At 62.2% G+C, this 17,076-nt stretch carries 18 protein-coding genes; 11 read left to right on the forward strand and 7 right to left on the reverse strand.

Annotated features, from left to right (window positions below; genetic code table 11):
- Window positions 1-64: 64 nt before the first annotated feature.
- From HRH33_RS16270 to mddA, 5 genes are all read left to right on the forward strand, one after another.
- Window positions 65-847: an ABC transporter substrate-binding protein gene (locus HRH33_RS16270; RefSeq protein WP_167417446.1), complete on the forward strand. Its 783-nt coding sequence runs from the start codon at window positions 65-67 to the stop codon at window positions 845-847.
- Window positions 844-1,512, forward strand: coding sequence for an amino acid ABC transporter permease (locus HRH33_RS16275; RefSeq protein WP_034098556.1), 669 nt, complete (start codon window positions 844-846; stop codon window positions 1,510-1,512). The genes HRH33_RS16270 and HRH33_RS16275 overlap by 4 nt, the downstream gene beginning before the upstream one ends.
- A complete protein-coding gene (locus HRH33_RS16280) occupies window positions 1,509-2,261 on the forward strand; it encodes an amino acid ABC transporter ATP-binding protein (RefSeq protein ID WP_034098558.1) in 753 nt (250 codons plus the stop codon). Before HRH33_RS16275 ends, HRH33_RS16280 begins: the two co-directional genes overlap by 4 nt.
- Entirely contained in the window at window positions 2,258-3,526 is a 1,269-nt protein-coding gene (locus HRH33_RS16285; RefSeq protein WP_167417445.1) for an NAD(P)/FAD-dependent oxidoreductase, read from the forward strand. Before HRH33_RS16280 ends, HRH33_RS16285 begins: the two co-directional genes overlap by 4 nt.
- 133 nt (window positions 3,527-3,659) lie before the next feature.
- Window positions 3,660-4,427, forward strand: coding sequence for a methanethiol S-methyltransferase (gene mddA, locus HRH33_RS16290; protein ID WP_167417444.1), 768 nt, complete (start codon window positions 3,660-3,662; stop codon window positions 4,425-4,427).
- Between the two features lies 1 nt (window position 4,428).
- Here the strand turns inward: mddA and glsB are convergent, their stop codons facing one another.
- Window positions 4,429-5,337 (reverse strand): glutaminase B, encoded by a 909-nt coding sequence (glsB, locus tag HRH33_RS16295; protein ID WP_034098563.1) that lies wholly within the window; start codon window positions 5,335-5,337, stop codon window positions 4,429-4,431.
- Window positions 5,338-5,392: 55 nt separating this feature from the next.
- Window positions 5,393-5,737 (reverse strand): hypothetical protein, encoded by a 345-nt coding sequence (locus tag HRH33_RS16300; RefSeq protein ID WP_034114108.1) that lies wholly within the window; start codon window positions 5,735-5,737, stop codon window positions 5,393-5,395.
- Window positions 5,738-5,966: 229 nt separating this feature from the next.
- Between HRH33_RS16300 and HRH33_RS16305 the strand changes: the two genes are divergently transcribed.
- Window positions 5,967-6,377 (forward strand): hypothetical protein, encoded by a 411-nt coding sequence (locus tag HRH33_RS16305; RefSeq protein WP_080761450.1) that lies wholly within the window; start codon window positions 5,967-5,969, stop codon window positions 6,375-6,377.
- A gap of 44 nt (window positions 6,378-6,421) precedes the next feature.
- Window positions 6,422-7,036: a hypothetical protein gene (locus HRH33_RS16310; RefSeq protein WP_143506393.1), complete on the forward strand. Its 615-nt coding sequence runs from the start codon at window positions 6,422-6,424 to the stop codon at window positions 7,034-7,036.
- A 27-nt stretch (window positions 7,037-7,063) separates the two neighbouring features.
- On the opposite strand, the gene HRH33_RS16315 is transcribed toward HRH33_RS16310, so the two are convergent.
- The 3 genes from HRH33_RS16315 to HRH33_RS16325 all read right to left on the reverse strand — a co-directional run bounded on the left by HRH33_RS16315 (window position 7,064) and on the right by HRH33_RS16325 (window position 9,808).
- Window positions 7,064-8,251, reverse strand: a complete 1,188-nt coding sequence (locus HRH33_RS16315) for a sugar transporter (RefSeq protein WP_034138508.1) — start codon at window positions 8,249-8,251, stop codon at window positions 7,064-7,066.
- A gap of 111 nt (window positions 8,252-8,362) precedes the next feature.
- Window positions 8,363-8,725, reverse strand: coding sequence for a type 1 fimbrial protein (locus HRH33_RS16320; protein WP_167417442.1), 363 nt, complete (start codon window positions 8,723-8,725; stop codon window positions 8,363-8,365).
- 84 nt (window positions 8,726-8,809) lie between these two features.
- Window positions 8,810-9,808, reverse strand: a complete 999-nt coding sequence (locus tag HRH33_RS16325) for a bile acid:sodium symporter family protein (RefSeq protein ID WP_167417441.1) — start codon at window positions 9,806-9,808, stop codon at window positions 8,810-8,812.
- A gap of 85 nt (window positions 9,809-9,893) precedes the next feature.
- On the opposite strand from HRH33_RS16325, the gene HRH33_RS16330 reads away from it, so the two are divergent.
- Window positions 9,894-10,682 (forward strand): AraC family transcriptional regulator, encoded by a 789-nt coding sequence (locus HRH33_RS16330; protein ID WP_034114127.1) that lies wholly within the window; start codon window positions 9,894-9,896, stop codon window positions 10,680-10,682.
- An 8-nt stretch (window positions 10,683-10,690) separates the two neighbouring features.
- Here the strand turns inward: HRH33_RS16330 and HRH33_RS16335 are convergent, their stop codons facing one another.
- On the reverse strand, window positions 10,691-10,891 hold the full coding sequence (locus tag HRH33_RS16335) for a hypothetical protein (RefSeq protein ID WP_148046563.1): 201 nt from the start codon (window positions 10,889-10,891) through the stop codon (window positions 10,691-10,693).
- A gap of 117 nt (window positions 10,892-11,008) precedes the next feature.
- Here HRH33_RS16335 and HRH33_RS16340 point away from each other — a divergent pair, with 117 nt between their 5' ends.
- The 3 genes from HRH33_RS16340 to potE all read left to right on the forward strand — a co-directional run bounded on the left by HRH33_RS16340 (window position 11,009) and on the right by potE (window position 16,112).
- Window positions 11,009-11,437 (forward strand): hypothetical protein, encoded by a 429-nt coding sequence (locus HRH33_RS16340; RefSeq protein WP_040268658.1) that lies wholly within the window; start codon window positions 11,009-11,011, stop codon window positions 11,435-11,437.
- Window positions 11,438-11,499: 62 nt separating this feature from the next.
- On the forward strand, window positions 11,500-14,733 hold the full coding sequence (locus HRH33_RS16345) for an AAA domain-containing protein (RefSeq protein WP_167417440.1): 3,234 nt from the start codon (window positions 11,500-11,502) through the stop codon (window positions 14,731-14,733).
- 53 nt (window positions 14,734-14,786) lie between these two features.
- Entirely contained in the window at window positions 14,787-16,112 is a 1,326-nt protein-coding gene (gene potE / locus HRH33_RS16350; RefSeq protein WP_167417439.1) for a putrescine-ornithine antiporter, read from the forward strand.
- A gap of 8 nt (window positions 16,113-16,120) precedes the next feature.
- On the opposite strand, the gene HRH33_RS16355 is transcribed toward potE, so the two are convergent.
- Window positions 16,121-17,065, reverse strand: a complete 945-nt coding sequence (locus HRH33_RS16355) for a methyltransferase (RefSeq protein WP_034114131.1) — start codon at window positions 17,063-17,065, stop codon at window positions 16,121-16,123.
- Between the last annotated feature and the right edge of the window lie 11 nt (window positions 17,066-17,076).

The raw sequence follows: 17,076 nt of genomic DNA on the forward strand, positions 1-17,076 counted from the left end.
GAGCTTGCGGTTCATCGGCAGCCGCTTGCGCTACTGACTTTCCGTTTCCTCCTGGAGTAACCCGATGAACAGTCTTTCGCCCTTGTTCCGCCGTCTCGCGTTTGGTCTTTGCGTCGCACTGTGCGTCACCACGACGCACGCTGAAAGTGCATCCACGTACAAAGTCGGTGCGACCGCCAGTGGTTCGCCGTTCACCTTCCTCGACATCAAGAGCAACAGCATCCAGGGGGTGATGGTCGATGTGGCCGAGGCTGTCGGCAAGGCCGGCGGCTTTACCAGCCAGATCGAGCAGACCAACTTCGCTGCGCTGATTCCCTCCCTCACCGCCGGCAAGCTCGACTTCATTTCCGCCGGCATGCTCAAGACCGCAGAGCGCAGCAAGGTAGTGGATTTCAGCGCGCCGGTGTACGCCTACGGTGAGGGCCTGATCGTCAACGCCGACGACAACACCGCGTACCCGGACCTGCAGCCGTTGAAAGACCAAGTGGTCGGCGTGCAAGCCGGCACGGTGTTCTATGACCAATTGAACAAGCTCGGGATCTTCAAAGAGATCCGCACCTATGACTCTATCGGCGAGATGGTCCGCGACCTGTCCCTTGGCCGCATCAAGGCTGCGGTGGGCGATCAACCGGTGGTGGCCTATCAGATCCGTCAGAAGCTGTTCAAAGGCGTGAAACTGGCTCCCGACTATCAGCCTACGAACGTCGGCGAAGTGTGCCTGGTGGTACGCAAAGGCGATGCACAAACCCTTGAACGTTTGAACAGCGCCATCGCCAGCATCCGGGCGGACGGCACCCTGGACAGCATCCTCAAGAAGTGGGGGCTCGACACCCAGGTGCGCCCATGAGCCCGGCCGAATTTTTGCAAAACGCCCAAGACTTCTTGCCGATTTTGCTGCAAGGCGCCTGGGTGACGATCCAGATCACCGTGCTGTCGTTCCTGCTCAGCAGTGCCATCGGCCTGGTGCTGGCGTTGCTCAAGCTGTCGCCGATCCGTGCGCTGTCATGGACGGCGAGCACCATCATCAACGTGATCCGGGGCCTGCCGATCATCGTGCAGCTGTTCTACATCTACTTCGTGTTGCCGGACATGGGCGTGCACCTGACGGCGTTCTACGCCGGCGTGATCGGCATGGGCATCGCCTACTCGGCGTACCAGGCGGAGAACTTCCGCACCGGCATCATCGCCGTCGAACAGGGCCAGCGTGAAGCCGCCGAAGCCCTGGGCATGCGTTCAGCGCTGATGATGCGCCGGGTAATCCTACCCCAGGCGTTTCGCATCGCACTGCCGCCTTATGGCAACACCCTGGTGATGATGCTCAAGGACTCGTCGCTGGTGTCCACCATCACCGTGGCCGAAATGACCCGCCAGGGTCAGCTGATCGCCTCGTCCACGTTCCAGAACATGACCGTCTACACCCTGGTCGCCCTGCTCTACCTGCTGATGAGCCTGCCGCTTGTGTACGGCCTGCGCCGTATGGAACAGCACTTGAGCCGGAGGAAAAAAGCATGATCGAGATTCGCCAACTGCAAAAACATTACGGCAGCCATCGCGTGTTGCACGGCGTCGACCTGGATGTGGCCAAGGGCGAAGTGGTCTGCTTGATCGGCCCATCGGGCTCGGGCAAATCCACCCTGCTGCGCTGCATCAACGCGCTGGAAGCCTACGATGGCGGCGTGATCACAGTGTTCGGCGAAACCGTGCAACGGGGCAGCAAAACCGTGCACGCCTTGCGTAGCCGCATGGGCATGGTGTTCCAGCGCTTCAACCTGTTCCCCCACCGCACAGTGCTGGAAAACGTTATGGAAGGCCCGCTATATGTGAAGGGCGAACCGCCGCAGCAAGTGCGCGAAGAAGCGCTGGTATTGCTGGAAAAAGTCGGCCTGAGCGCCAAGGCAGATGCTTACCCGGAACAGCTTTCCGGCGGCCAGCAGCAACGCGTCGCCATCGCCCGCGCTCTGGCGATGAAACCCGACGCGATGCTGTTCGATGAACCCACCTCGGCCCTCGATCCGGAGCTGGTCGGCGACGTGCTCGCGGTAATGCGCACCCTCGCCGACGAAGGCATGACCATGATCGTGGTCACCCACGAGATGGGTTTTGCCCGCGAAGTGGCCGACCGCGTGTGCTTTCTGCATGGCGGTTACATCGTTGAAAGCGGCCCGGCCGAAGAGGTGTTGGGCAATCCGCAACACGCACGCACCCAGGACTTCCTACGCCGCGTGCTGCACCCCACCGGTAACACGCGGAGCCTGTCATGAAGTCATTGTGGTCGGCGACGGCGCCGTCGGTTGTGCCGACGCCTGCGTTGAGCGAATCGGTGAAGGTGGATGTGGCGATTGTCGGTGCCGGCTACACCGGCCTGTCGACGGCCCTGCATTTGGCCGAGCGCGGGGTCAGCGTGTGTGTGCTGGAGGCTCACGAGCCGGGCTGGGGCGCTTCGGGGCGCAATGGTGGGCAGGTCAACCCGACGCTCAAATACGACCCGGAGCAATTGGTACAGATGTACGGGCCGGAACGGGCCGAGCCATTGATTTCGACGGTGTCGAATTCGGCGGACCTGGTATTCAATTTGATCAAGCGCCATAGCATCGATTGCGCACCGGTGCGTAAAGGCTGGATGCAAGTGTCGTACACCGATAAAGGCGTGGCCGGCATGCACGCGCGAGCAGATCAGTGGGCCCGCCGGGGGGTGCCGGTGCAACCGCTGGATGCCGCGGCGGTGACCGCGCGCATGGGCAGTCAGGCCTTCGCCGGCGGCTGGTTGGATGGCCGCGCCGGAGCGATTCAGCCGTTGGCATACGCCCGTGGCTTGGTGGGCGCGGCATTGGCGGCCGGTGCACGGATTCACGGCCAAAGTGCGGTGACCGGGTTACAGCGCAGCGGCGCAGGTTGGCTATTAAAGACGGCCGGCGGTGCCCATGTGACCGCCGATCAAGTGGTACTCGCGACCAATGGCTATAGCGGCAACCTGTGGCCGGGCATGGCCCAGAGCATTCTGGCGGCGAACAGCTTCATCGTCGCCACCAAGCCCCTCAGCGGTCGCGCGGCCGATTCCATTTTGCCGGGGCAGGAAACCGTCTCCACCGCGCAACGCCTGCTGCTGTATTGGCGCAAAGACAGCCATGGGCGCTTGCTAATGGGCGGGCGCGGGCTGTTCAACGACCCCACCTCGCCCACGGATTTCGCGCACCTGGAACGCTCCCTGGCGCTGCTGTTTCCGCAACTGGGTCCGCTGGAGTTCGAGTACCGCTGGGCTGGACGGATCGCAATCACGCGGGATTTTATGCCCCACGTACATGAACCGGCACCCGGGCTGACCTTGGCGCTGGGTTGCAATGGACGCGGTATCGCCTTGTGTACCAGCCTGGGCCAGCAACTGGCCGGGCGATTGTGTGACCGCCAGGCGCAGTTCGCCTACCCGGTGACGCCGCTGCAACGCTTGCCGATGCATGGGCTGCAACGCTTCTACATCGGTGCGGGGGTGGCGTGGTACAGCTTGCTGGATCGGCTCAATATCAGCTGAATCCGATTTCCAAACGCATTGAGAACGGTCATTTCTCATAGGTCGCTCGGTCTGCAAAACCCGCTAGGCTTAAGCCTGGACTGGCTGAATGGCGGGTTTTGCGGTCCATCAATCCTGTGGGAAAAACACGCTCATGAACGTCAACAACAAACCCATCGCCGGGGTCATCGGTCTGGTGTACAGCGCGTGCTGCTACGGGGTGTTCCTGTTCACCTGTTTGTATCTGATCGGCTTCGTTGGCAGCCTGGCCGTGCCCAAGAACATCAACGACGGCGTGTATATGGCGTGGCCGGCCGCTCTGTCGATCAATAGCGCGCTGATCCTGCTATTCGGTATCCAGCACTCGGTCATGGCGCGCAAACGCTTTAAGCGGTGGCTGACGGCAATCGTCCCGGCGCCGATTGAACGCCCGACCTATGTATTGCTCAGCAGCCTGGTGCTCGCAATGGTGTTCTGGCTGTGGCAACCGATGAGGTTCAACCTATGGCAGGTTGAAGCGCCATGGGCCCAGGCCCTGCTGGTTGGCCTGTTCTGGCTGGGTTGGGGCATTGCGCTGGTGTCGACTTTTCTGATCAATCACTTCGAGCTATTCGGGCTCAAGCAGCCCCTCGACCATTGGCGCGCCGTCCCACCACAAACGCCCACCTTCAGCACGCCGCTGTTCTACCAACGGGTACGTCATCCCTTGTACCTGGGCTTTCTGATCGCCTTCTGGGCGACGCCACACATGACCGCCGGGCATCTATTGTTTGCGCTGGGGATGACGGTGTATCTCTTCATTGGCGCCCGCTTTGAAGAGAGGGATCTGGTGGCGACGTTCGGTGAACGTTATCGCCGCTACCAGAAGGAGGTAGGCATGATTTTGCCGTGGACGGCGACGCGTAAAAAAGACCCTGGATGACTTAAAACACCGACCACCCAATCCGCTCACTCAATAACTCCAGCGCCTTGATCCCCGCCAGCGAATTCCCCGCTGCGTTCAACTCCGGCGACCACACGCACACCGTGAATTGCCCCGGCACCACCGCGACGATCCCGCCGCCCACACCGCTCTTGCCCGGCAAGCCCACGCGATAGGCAAAGTTGCCCGCTTCGTCATACAGCCCGCTGGTGGCCATGATCGAGTTGACTTGCTTGGTCTGGCGCGCGCTGAGGACCTGTTCGCCGCTGTGGGCGCTGACGCCTTCGTTGGCCAGGAAGCTGAACGCCTTGGCCAGGTCCAGGCAGCTCATTTGCAGCGCGCAATAGTTGAAATAGCTGTGCAGCACCGCGTCCACGTCGTTGTGGAAGTTGCCGAAGGATTTCATCAGATACGCCATGGCTGCGTTGCGCGCGCCATGCTGGGCTTCGGAGTCGGCGACCACGCTATTGACCAGGATCTGCGGGTTGCCGGACAGGCGCCGCACGAAATCGCGCATCGATAGGATTGGCACGGCGAAGCGCGATTGGTTGATGTCGCAGATCACCAACGCGCCGGCATTGATGAATGGGTTGCGCGGGCGACCGCGTTCGAATTCCAGCTGCACCAGGGAGTTGAACGGCTGCCCCGACGGCTCGTGACCGAGGCGTTCCCAGATGCTCTCGCCGCCGTGTTCGATGGCCTGCACCAGGCTGAACACCTTGGAAATACTCTGCACCGAGAACAGCGTATCGGCGTCGCCGGCGCAGTAAGCCGAGCCGTCGTTGCCGTACACCGCGATACCGAGTTGGTCGGCCGGCACATCGGCCAGCGCGGGGATATAGTCGGCGACTTTGCCGAGGCCGATCAAAGGGCGCACTTCGTCGAGAATCGACTCCAGCAGCGCCTGCATGTCTTGTCCTGTCATCGTGGATTGAATCAGTGGTAAACGGGGCGCGCAGGATACTTCAGTGGGCGCGAAAGCCCCACACAATCTCTACCACTCGCTCGGCCACGACCAGATACACCAGGATCAACAGCAGTTGCAGCGCCAGGTGATAGCGCAACTTAGCGAGGCGGCGGATGCCATCGCTGACGTTCAACAGCATCAGCATGCTCGACAACACAATCAGCCCCCACCCCGCTACGTTAGCGGCGAACACTCCGATAAACAGCGGCTGCTGCCCGAGCAACGTATTGGTGCCAGCGGCGAACAGCAGCGCGCACACCAGCAGGTTTTTCACGTTATCGAAAATCTGCGCACTCAAGTCGTTTTCCAGCAGGGCCACATATCGCTTCCAGAACGTACGCATCAGTCATCACCGGGCAGGGGTCGGTCGTCAATCAAAGTAGTTCAAATGCCCAGGTGCTGCACCGTCCCATGAACTTAGATAGGCGCCAGATTGACCCTCGCGCAACCTCCCACATAGGTGCGTTCCAAGGCTATCGCCAGCAGAACGACCGCAGCCAACAATGATGGCCCATAGCCATATTTTGCGATAGGATCAGCGCCCTTGACCTCAACACGGACGATGAACACATATGTCAGGCGAAGTAGGTTTTTCAAAGTGGCACCCGTGGTCCGACCGTGGCGAACTGCCCGATAAACACTTACCCGGGGTGTATTTCATCGCGCGCAGCAAACACAAACCAGATACTCATCGAAATTGCGATGCGACTATTTATATCGGTGAGACCACCGGTCAGAGCCTGGCTGATCGGCTGCGTCAATTCAATGTATCGGCTTTCAGCGAACGGGCCGGACACTCGGGAGGGAACACCTTCAGGCTGACGCTGCTTGAAACAACGCCCGCCGAACATATCTGGGTGTCTACTTGCCCGGTGAGTATGGGCATGCCTTACACCACCGCCTACATCAAGCATTTGGAGCGCAAGCTGCTCTGGGAATATGTATGCACATGGGGAAGGTACCCGGCGTGCAATCACAGCTGATTGCACATTCCGCACACATCATTGACCAGGCAAGCACTTAAGACATGACTCCATTGTTTTCGAAAACCACACCTTCAGAAGCCACACTGATCGCTGCTCGGATTGCTCCCGTGTTTGACGCGGTGCTGAACGAGTACGACTTCCTCAAGTATCCGGCAGCCCATTACCAAGCATTCAAGACCTCTTACTCAGCGCGAACGGCCCAGAACCCACAGATTGCAGATTCGCTGCTGTGGAAGTGGGGCCATTGGGGTAAACCGAACTACCCACAACGCCATCGCAATCTGATTGCAGAGGTAGAGGGGCTCTGGCCACGGTTCATCGGTTCCGGTTGCGCTCAAGCGCCAGACCAAACCTTCCAGTGGTGGCAGGCGCAGTTCAAACGGCAAACGACCTACATCACGTCGGCCTACATCACGCACCTTGTACATCACAGCGCGCCCCTGCCCATTATCGACCAGCACAACTTTCGCGCGATGAACGCCCTGTTCGAGACAGTGCGTCCGTCCCAGAAACGCAAGAAACGGCCATCCAGCTGGAATGACATTCAAGTGCTCAAAGACTTTATGTCGCAGGTCCTGCTAGCCATGCCTCAGCGCAGCTTTTCTGAACTGGACCGATTCCTGATGATGTATGGACGCAACCACGTCCCTCGCTGACAAAACCCGGAGTAGCCAATTGGTTGGCTACTCCCGCGGCACCACCCCCGTCCCAAACCGCCGAATCGCCAGGCAATACCCCACCAACGCCAGCGCCGCCAGCAACCCGCCCGCAGCGCCGATCCAGGCAAAGCCGAAATGGCTGCCGACCCAACTGCCCATCAGGGCGCCGCCGCCGATGCCGATGTTGTAGATACCGGAAAACATCGCCATGGCCACGTCGGTGGCGTCGGGTGCCAGCACCAGCACCTTGGACTGCATGGCCAGGCCGAAGCCCATGATCGCCATGCCCCAGAACACGCTCAAGCCCACCAGGTAGGATTCGGCGCCACTCAATGGCAGCAACAGCGCCAGGCAGCCCGCCAGCAGGAACACCGTCCCGACCACGAACAGGTGCGGGTTGAAGCGATGTACCAGGCTGAACAGCAGCGAGCCAATGATGCCGGCGCCGCCGAACACCAGCAGGATCAGGGTCACGGCGCCGCCGCCCAGGCCTGCCACGCCTTCGACGAACGGTTCGATGTAGCTGTAGGCGGTGAATTGCGCGGTCACGGTCATTGCCGTAAGCACGTACAACGCCACCAGCGCCGGGCGCTTGAACAGCAGTGGCAGGCTACGCAGGGAGCCGGAGTTCTGGCTCGGCAGCAGCGGCAAGGTGCGCGCCAGCCAGAACACCAGGCCCGCGGCAAAGGCAGCGATCACCAGGAACGTGGTGCGCCAGCCCATGGCTTCGCCGAGCAGGCGCCCCAGGGGAATGCCCAGCACCATCGCCAGGGATGTGCCGGTGGCCAACAGGCCCAGGGCTTGCACTTGCTTGCCCTGCGGCGCCAGGCGCACGGCCAGGGAGGCGGTGATCGACCAGAACAGCGCATGGGACAAGGCGATGCCGATACGACTGACCATCAATAGGCCGAAGCTGGTGGCGACACTGGACAGGATATGGCTGGCGATAAACAACCCGAACAGCACGATCAGCAACTTGCGCCGCTCAATGTTGCGGGTCAGCAGCATCACCGGCAGCGAGGTCAGCGAGACGATCCACGCATAAATCGTGAGCATCAGACCAACGTTGGCGATGGGCATGTCGAAGCTGGCGCCAATCGCACTGAGCAGCCCGACGGGGACGAATTCGGTGGTGTTGAACACAAAAGCGGCCAACGCCAGGGCGATGACCGGTTGCCAGTTGGGCTGGGGAGTTGCGGTTGAAAGGCTCATTGACGGGCGCGGTACTCTGACGGTGATCGAGCGGCCACCCAGGACAAGCGCCGCCGCCGAGCATTCTATAGGTTTCTGGGCCGACTGTTGGCGCTCATCCGCAGCGCAGAATCAGGGCGCGGTCAGCGTCACCACATACCCACCCGATTTGACCGGCTGACCGCGTCCGTCCACCAACAGGTAGCGCTGATCGTAATAACGCCCGCTGCCGCTGTCCGCCACCAGCCGCAGACTGGCCCCGTTGACGCTGACCACGGGTGCCACGCTGCGGACCGTGAACTGGTTACCTCGGCTGGCGCTGGGGCACCCCGTGACGTCAAACTGCGCGTCACTGTGCGCATTTGTCGCACACATCGGCTCGACGATACTGCCGGTAAACCCGATGGTGCCCTGACTTGCCGGCTGCGCCGCGCCGCATGCGCTTGCCCAGAGGCAAAGGAGAGCTGTCGCTGCCGAAAAACCGTTGATACGCATGCTGATACTCCTTCCTGGTGATTAAGAAGTAAGTCGTCAGCACAGGTACTAACTTGAGTTTAATCGTCGCAGAGCAACAAAATGTTATGGATCCACCTGCGCCATCAACTCCGCAACACTCTCCGCACGCTTGGCATAACGCTGTGCCAGCGCCGCACACACCATCAGTTGGATCTGGTGAAACAGCATCAGCGGCAGAATCAATACGCCCATGCTCGCCCCGGCAAACAGCACCTGGGCCATCGGCACGCCAGTCGCCAGGCTTTTCTTCGAGCCGCAGAACAGAATGGTGATGCGGTCCTCCTGATTGAACCCAAACGCCTTGCCCAACACGGTTGAGGCCACCAACACCAGCGCCAGCAGCACGCAGCAGGCCACCACCAACCCGCCCAGTTCCCACAATGGGATCTGGTGCCAAATGCCTTCGTTGACCGCCTCGCTGAACGCGCCGTACACCACCAGCAGGATCGAGCCCTGGTCGACGAATTTCAGCCACGCCTTGTTGCGCCCTACCCACTCGCCGATCCAGCGCCGCGCGATCTGCCCGGCGATAAACGGCAGCAGCAACTGCACGCTGATTTTCACGATGGCGTCGACGGTGGAGCCGCCGTCGCCATGGACATTGAGTAACAGGGTCACCAGTAACGGTGTGAGGAAGATCCCAAACAGGCTCGACGCCGCTGCGCTGCAGATCGCCGCCGGGATATTGCCGCGCGCCAGGGAGGTGAAGGCAATCGCCGACTGCACCGTGGCCGGCAACGCGCAGAGGTAGAGCATGCCCATGTACATGTCTTTGCCGATCAACGGCGACAGCACCGGTTTAAGTGCCAGGCCCAGCAACGGGAACAGCACAAAGGTCAGACTGAACACCAGCAGATGCAGACGCCAGTGGCCGGCACCGGCCACGATGGCCTGGCGCGACAGTTTGGCGCCGTGCAGGAAAAACAGCAGCGCGATAGCCAGGTTGGTGACCCAGCCGAATGCCACGGCGGTCTGGCCGCTGGCGGGCAGCAAGGAAGCGAGAATCACCGTCGCGATCAACGTGAGGGTGAAGTTGTCGGGCAGAAAGCGGGGCCGAGTCATAGTGAGGTCATCCAGGGGTTGCCAAGAGCGTCGTGGCGACTCTAACGTAACGCTTTGTTACCGACTAACGCCAACGAGCCAGTAAATGCCGCCTAAAGGACATGCCAACACCGTGCGCCGCAGCATTCCGGGGCTGTCCAGCCTGCCACGGCCGGTATACGGGCGCACTGAATCGCTGCCCAATCGCGCACTGACCCGCCGCCACAGTCACCCGTGGGTGCAATTGTCCTACGCGATTTCCGGGGTGTTGGAGATCCAGACCAGCGCCGGCCGCTTCGTCGCTCCGCCGCAACGAGCCGTATGGATTCCGGCGGGCATGCCGCACCGGGTGTACAGCACGCCCCACACCGAGATGCGCAGCCTGTACCTCGATTGCAGCGTCACCCAATGGGCGGCCGGGCACTGCCACGTACTGGAGGTGAGCAACCTGCTGCGCGAGCTGATCCGCAGCTTCAGCGAACTGCCGGTGGAATACGCCGAGGACGGCCCCGACGGGCGGCTGGCCCAGGTGATCCTCGACCAACTCGCCGCCGCGCCGCAGGTCGACCTGATGCTGCCGCTACCGGTGGACCCGCGCCTGCGCCAGATCTACCGCAGCCTCAACCTGCACCCGGAGCAGCAAACCACCTTGGGGCAATGGAGCGACAAACTGGGGGTCAGCGAAAAAACCCTCAGCCGCCTGTTCCTGCACGACACGGGCCTGACCTTCCGCGCCTGGCGCCAACGCCTGCGCCTACTCAGCGCCCTGCCCGCCCTGGAACATGGCGAACGGGTCACGGACGTGGCGCTGGCCAGCGGGTATGAGTCGACGTCGGCGTTCATCAATGCGTTTCGCCAGCAGTTCGATGCCACGCCGGGGGAGTTTTTCCGCTGAGCCCCGCGTCAGGATGAAATATCAAATACAGCAGCCAGGCGCTTACGGCCTCTCGGGGTGACCGTTAACGCGCGGGTATCGAGCGTGCGCATCAGCCAGCGCTCATGCAGCATATGCGTCAGCAACTGCGCGCCCAACGCACCGCCCAGGTGCGAGCAACGCTGGCAGGGCGATGGTGGCCGCGACAGTGGTCGTTCAGTTGCTGGCAATCCTGTCGTTCCATCGCAACTCATCCACCCGCGAGCGCAAGTAGTGCCCAAACCCGCCCTCGACTGTTATTGTGCGGCGCTTTGAAAAGCTGCCATGCCACTGCGAGGAAACGGACGTTGAACACTGACGAAAAAATGACCGGGGACCTGTTCGAGGTCGATAAGCGCCTGTCACTCAAACCGGTGGTGGACTTCAACACTTACCTGCGCAGCGCGTTCGGCGACGGCCCTTGCACCTGCATCCGCTGCACCGCCAGCGGCGGCGACGAAAGCGGTTACGCCTTCCAGCACACCTTCAGCTTCGACGGCAAACCCACCCATCGCCGCTTTGCATCCACGGCAGGCAGCGATGTGTTGCAGGCGTTGAAAAAGGCCTGGTTGTCGTATACCAAGGCAGAGCTGCCGACTACCGGTGTGCTGGCCCTGGATACCGTAAAGGAATTTGTCGAGCCGCAACTGCACAAACGCCTGGTGCCACTGTTTTTGGCCAGCGGCCTGGTCAACGAGGTCGACGGTCACTTGAACCTGTTGCCCCAACTGGCTTAAAGCCCCCCGCAATGCGCGCCGAACCGGGATGAACCGGCGTTTTACGCAAAGGATTGAGATTGATGACCCGAGAAAGCATCACCCGCTACTGGCACGCCGTGGAGCTGCTGCAACCGCAATCGGCCCCCAAAATCGAAAAGCGCGACAGTCTGTTTGCGTCGTTCCTGCATGACTGCAATGCGGCGCGGCCGGTGATGCCATGGGCTGTCGGCAGCCCGGCGCACGGCCAGCAAAAACCTAAAGACCGGGTCTGGAGCCACACCCTCTTCGCCCACCTGTACGACAGCCGTCGCGTGGCCGAAAGCCTTAAGCAACTCTACGGTGCCGACCAAGGCTATAAAGAGCCGCCGAAAACCCGCGAATCCGCGCTTTTCGCGCTGAAGTTCACCGAGCAGGGGCTGATGGTGCAAGACAGCCTGGTGCTCTCCAGCGAAGCCTGGTTCCTCGGCCGCGCCCTGGCAAACAGGGATTGGACCCGCGGCTTCGACGAGGAACAAAACTATCTGCGCGAGGACATCAAGCCGCTGATGGGCGGCCCAGTCGATGCAGCGATGTTGGTCGAGCTGACGGAGAAGATTCGAAACTTCCTCGGCCTGGACGACTTCTTCAGCGCCCCCGAGCGCTACACCCACCGCTGGCGCTCCACGCCCATCAAGGTCAAGAACCCCGCCCAGGAAGACGACCCGCTCAACAGCTTTCTGCTCGCGGACCTGGCCGACGTGGCGGACAGCCTGCGCAATGGCATCACCAGCGCACCGCTGGCGCAGTACCTGGCGCGACATGCCCCGGAACAGCGCTTACACATCGACGATGACGATGCCTCCCTGGCGTTAATCGAGCGTCTGGCGCCCAAACACTACCCGTTGGGCTGCTGGCCGGCCGAGCATCACCTGGGGCTGGTGCATTCCCAGCAATTGGCGGTGAATACCCTGCTGCATACGTTGAGCGATGGCGAAGGGGTGCTGGGCATCAACGGCCCGCCCGGCACCGGCAAAACCACCCTGTTGCGTGATCTGCTGGCCGCCGTGGTCACCCAGCGCGCCGATGCCCTGGCCGCCCTGCCCCGCGCGTCTGCCGCTTTTGTCGACGGCACGCCCGAACGGGTGAGCGACGGCACGGACTTCCAAACGGTGCATGCGCTCAACCCGTTATTGTTCGGCTTTGAGATGGTGATCGCGTCGTCCAATAACGGCGCCGTCGAAAACGTCACCTTGGAGTTGCCGCAGCGCGACAAGATCGACCCCAGTTGGCTGCCGGACGCTGACTATTTCGGCGAACTGGGTGAACTGGTCAGCGGCAAACCCGCCTGGGGCCTGATCTCCGCCGCGCTGGGCAGCAAAGCGCGGCGCCGCACCTTTATCAGCCGCTACTTCTACGGCCAGCCACCCCGCAAACCCAAGGCCAGCGACCTCGAAGAACAGGCGCACGACTGGCTGTCGGCCTTGGAGGCCGAGGAGCTGGACGACGACCAGGAAGAAGAAGACGAGCCCGGCGAAGACAGCCCAGAACAGGCGCGCCGTGGCGTCCTCGGCTGGCTCGGAACCCAGGCCGACATCAGCCGCACCTCCGCGCAACGCCTGAGCACCTGGCAGCAGGCAGTGGCGGATTATCAGGCGGCCAAGGCTCACGCCGAACGCTTGAGCGCCGACGCCCAGCGCATCAACGACCATTTGCAGGCTGTCAGCGCTTTGCGCGCGCAAATCGCTGAGCAAGAGGACGCACTCAAGCGCTTGACCCACACGATCAAAGAGACCGATGCGCGCATCGCGCAACTCGACGAGCGCGAGTTCAAGCCCGCCCACGACGCTCTGCAACACAGCCTGAACGAGGTGCAGCGGCACCTGGCTGGCAAGCCTGGGTTCTTTGCCAACCTCCTGAGCCTATGGGGCGAGCAGCGGCGTTGGAATGAAGTACAAGGTGTTATCCGCAGCCGGCACGCCCTGGCCGAAGAAAGCTTCGAACAAGTCAAACGCAGCGCCGCGCGTCTGACCGGCGAAAGCAAGGCACTCAATCACCTGAGCACGGAACACCAGCAAGCCCTGAGTGGTTTGCGCGAGCGTCAGCGCCAGCAGATCGAGCAAATCACCGCACTGGCCAAGGCGTGCAAGGCAGAGCACCTGCTGGCCTGGCTGCGCCACGGCATTATCGGACGCGGCGAGGCCATTGAGCTGATTGAACCGTGGTCGATCAAAGGCTGGCGCCAGGCCCGCGCCCGAGTGTTTATCCAGGCCCTGAAGTTGCACCAATGCTTCTTCGAGCTGGAAGCCAAGCGCGTTCGCGCCAATCTGTATTTCATCAACCGTGTGTTACAGGGCGGGCGCTTCCAGGGCGTCTCGCGCGCGGCGATCCGTTCGAGCTGGGCGTCGTTATTTATGCTCGTGCCGGTGTTGAGCAGCACCTTTGCCTCGTTCGCGCGCTCGTTCGGCTCCCTGGGGGTCGGTGAAATCGGCTGGCTGCTGGTGGACGAAGCCGGCCAGGCCACCCCGCAAGCGGCGGTCGGTGCCCTATGGCGCGCGCGCCGTGCCGTGCTGGTGGGCGATCCGCTGCAACTCAAGCCCATCGTCACCGTGTCGGAAGCGGTGCTGGAACATATGCGCACCCGCTACGGCGTCGACGAATACTGGCTGCCGACGCGCCAGTCCGCGCAAACCCTGGCCGACGAAGCCACCCGCTGGGGCCGAATGATGGGCCCGCCGCAGGCCAAGCGCTGGGTCGGCTTGCCGCTGGTGGTGCATCGTCGCTGCGACCGTCCGATGTACGCGCTGGCGAACCGCATCGCCTACGACGGCGCCATGGTCTTCGGCACTGTGCCGCCCTCCCCGGCCAAAGAAACACCGGCCAGCCTGGCCACCGGCTGGGTCCAAGCCCATGGCCCTTCGTCCGGCAACTGGGTCGCGGCTGAAGGCGATGCCCTTATGCGCCTGTTGGCGATGCTGCGCCAGGACGGTGTGAAAATCGCCGATATTGCCGTGGTCACACCCTTCCAGGCGGTGCGCGATCGCCTTAAAGAGCTGCTGCCGCGCAAAATGCTCTACGGCACCATTCACACCATGCAGGGCAAGGAGGCGCCCGTGGTGATCATGGTGCTGGGCGGCAGCAGCGAAAACGCTGGTGCGCGGGACTGGGTGGTCAGCGAGCCGAACCTGCTGAACGTGGCCGCCACCCGGGCCAAGCGCCGCTTGTACGTGATCGGCGACCGCAACGCCTGGCAAAAGCGCGCATTGTTCTGCGATGTGATGACGTTGCTGCCGCACCAGGCGCTGGCCCCTGGTCGCCCGAGCGAGACAAACGCCTGAATCCGCGCTATTGCTGACGGTCATACCGGCCCACAGGCTCAACGGAGTACTCAATGACCACGCCAAGCAAAAAGATGAGCCTGCTGGGCCTCACCACGTTGGTGACGATCAATATGATGGGCTCGGGCATCATCATGTTGCCGGCGAGCATGGCGCAATTGGGCGCGATTTCGTTGCTGTCGTGGCTGATCACGGCGGTGGGCTCGATGGCGATCGCATATGGCTTTGCCCAATGCGGCGTGTTCTGCAGACGCGCCGGGGGGATGTCGGCGTATAGCGAAGAAGCCCACGGCAAGTCGGGGTTCTTCCTGTGTTCGTTTCTGTATTTTCTGTCGCTGATCATCGCCAATGTGGCGATTGCGATTTCGGCGGTGGGCTATCTTTCGGCGTTTATTCCATGGCTGGCCAGTGGCCCGGTGCCGCTGTTTATCGGCAGCCTGGCGCTGATTTGGCTGACCACCGCCGCCAATTTCGGCGGCCCACGCCTGACCGGGCGCATAGGCGTGGTGACGGTGTGGGGCGTGATTATCCCGGTGGTGGGGCTGTGTGTGATCGGCTGGTTTTATTTCAAGGTCGAGGTGTTCGTGGCGGCCTGGAACCCGCACCAGTTTCAAGGATGGGACGCGATCAGCGCGAGCATTCCGCTGACACTGTGGGCATTCCTTGGCATGGAGTCGGCGGCCCAGGGGCATGACGCCGTGGAAGACCCGCAGCGCACCGTGCCTCTGGCCTGCCTGCTCGGCACCCTCGGCGCGGCGCTGGTGTACGTGCTGTCCACCACTGTGATCCAGGGCATCGTGCCGAACGCCGAACTGGCGAGCGCGTCCGCGCCCTTCGCGGTGGTATATGCACAGATGTTCGCGCCGTGGGTCGGCGAGGTGATCATGGCGCTGGCGGTGGTGGCCTGTATCGGTTCATTGCTGGGCTGGCAGTTCACCCTGGCCCAGACGGCCAAGATGTCGGCGGACCAGCGCATGTTTCCGCGTTTTTTCAGTCGGATCACCCAAGCCAACGCGCCACTCCTGGGCCTGTTGGCCTGCGCCGCGCTGCAAAGCCTGATCGCCTTGTCGACCATCTCGCCCACCGCCTCAGCGCAGTTCAGCAAATTGGTCAGCCTGGCGGTGGTGACCAACCTGGTGCCCTACGTCACCGCCCTCACCGGGCTAATTGTGATGATGCACAAGGCCCGCGCCCCTCAAGCGCTGCAAGTACGCAATACGCTGGTGGTGCTGGTGGCTGCGGCGTATTCACTGTATGCGATCTACGCCTGCGGCGAAGAAGCGGTGTTCGGCGCGATGCTGGTGCTGGCGTTCGGTTATGTGCTGTACGGTTTTCTGGCTAAACGCTTCGTCGATGATGGGCGGGCCGAGAGTTGCTAAACCGGCCCTCAGCGCAAACGGGTCACTGCCAATGCGACCACGGCGATCCGCTCTACGCGCTCATAACCGGGTTTTTCCAACTCTTCGCCGAATACATCCGGGTCTAGTTCGCGGTAGGTCCAGCCGTAGGCATCGCCGCCGAGCAACGGTTTGACCGCCGCGAGGAACGGATCCTCCCCGGCGACAATCGCCGCACCGGTATACAGCACCAATGTGCCGCCCACCGCCAGGCGCCCGAGGGACTCGCTGACAATCCGCACCGACAGTTGCTCGCCCAAGGCGCCGCCGCCATGCCGGTAGGCCCGCTGGCGGTCATCGTTCATATAAGGCGGGTTGGCGACGATCAAGTCGAACTCGCCTTCCACGCTGTCCAACACGTTGCTGTGATACGCGCTGATATTGCTCAGGCCGGCCAACTCAGCGTTCACTGCGGTGAGACGCAAGGCGCGCGGGTTGATGTCCACCGCAAGCACCTGGGCGTCATGCCGCGAACGGGCGATTACCAGCGCACCGACGCCGGCGCCGCAGCCGATGTCCACGGCACGCTTGATCGGCTCAAAGCGCTGTTGCAAGTGGGCATCGATCAGTTGCGCGAAGCGGTAGCTGTCAGGCCCGAAAAACACCGCATCCGCTTGGGTGGTGGGATACGCCGAGTGGGCGATCAACAGGTCATCCAGGCTCGACCAGCGCACGGCGCTGCGCCAAAGCGAATCGTGCTCTTCAACGACATCGGCGTGTTGCAACTCTTCGCGCAAGGCGTCGGGCAACAGGTCGCGGTCGAACGGCATCGACCAGCCGAAGACATCGCGCAGGTTCATGGCCAGCGGCGTCGCCAGGCGTGCGTAGACGCGGTCATGGGTCAACGGCGTGGGCGTGATAAAGCGGTAGCCGCTCTGTTGCAAACCGCGTCCCAGGTTCAGCAGCGCACGGTCGGCCAGTTGTTGTGCGGACATAAAACAGATTC

Source organism: Pseudomonas rhodesiae (assembly GCF_013285305.1).
GTDB classification, from domain to species: Bacteria; Pseudomonadota; Gammaproteobacteria; order Pseudomonadales; family Pseudomonadaceae; genus Aquipseudomonas; species Aquipseudomonas rhodesiae.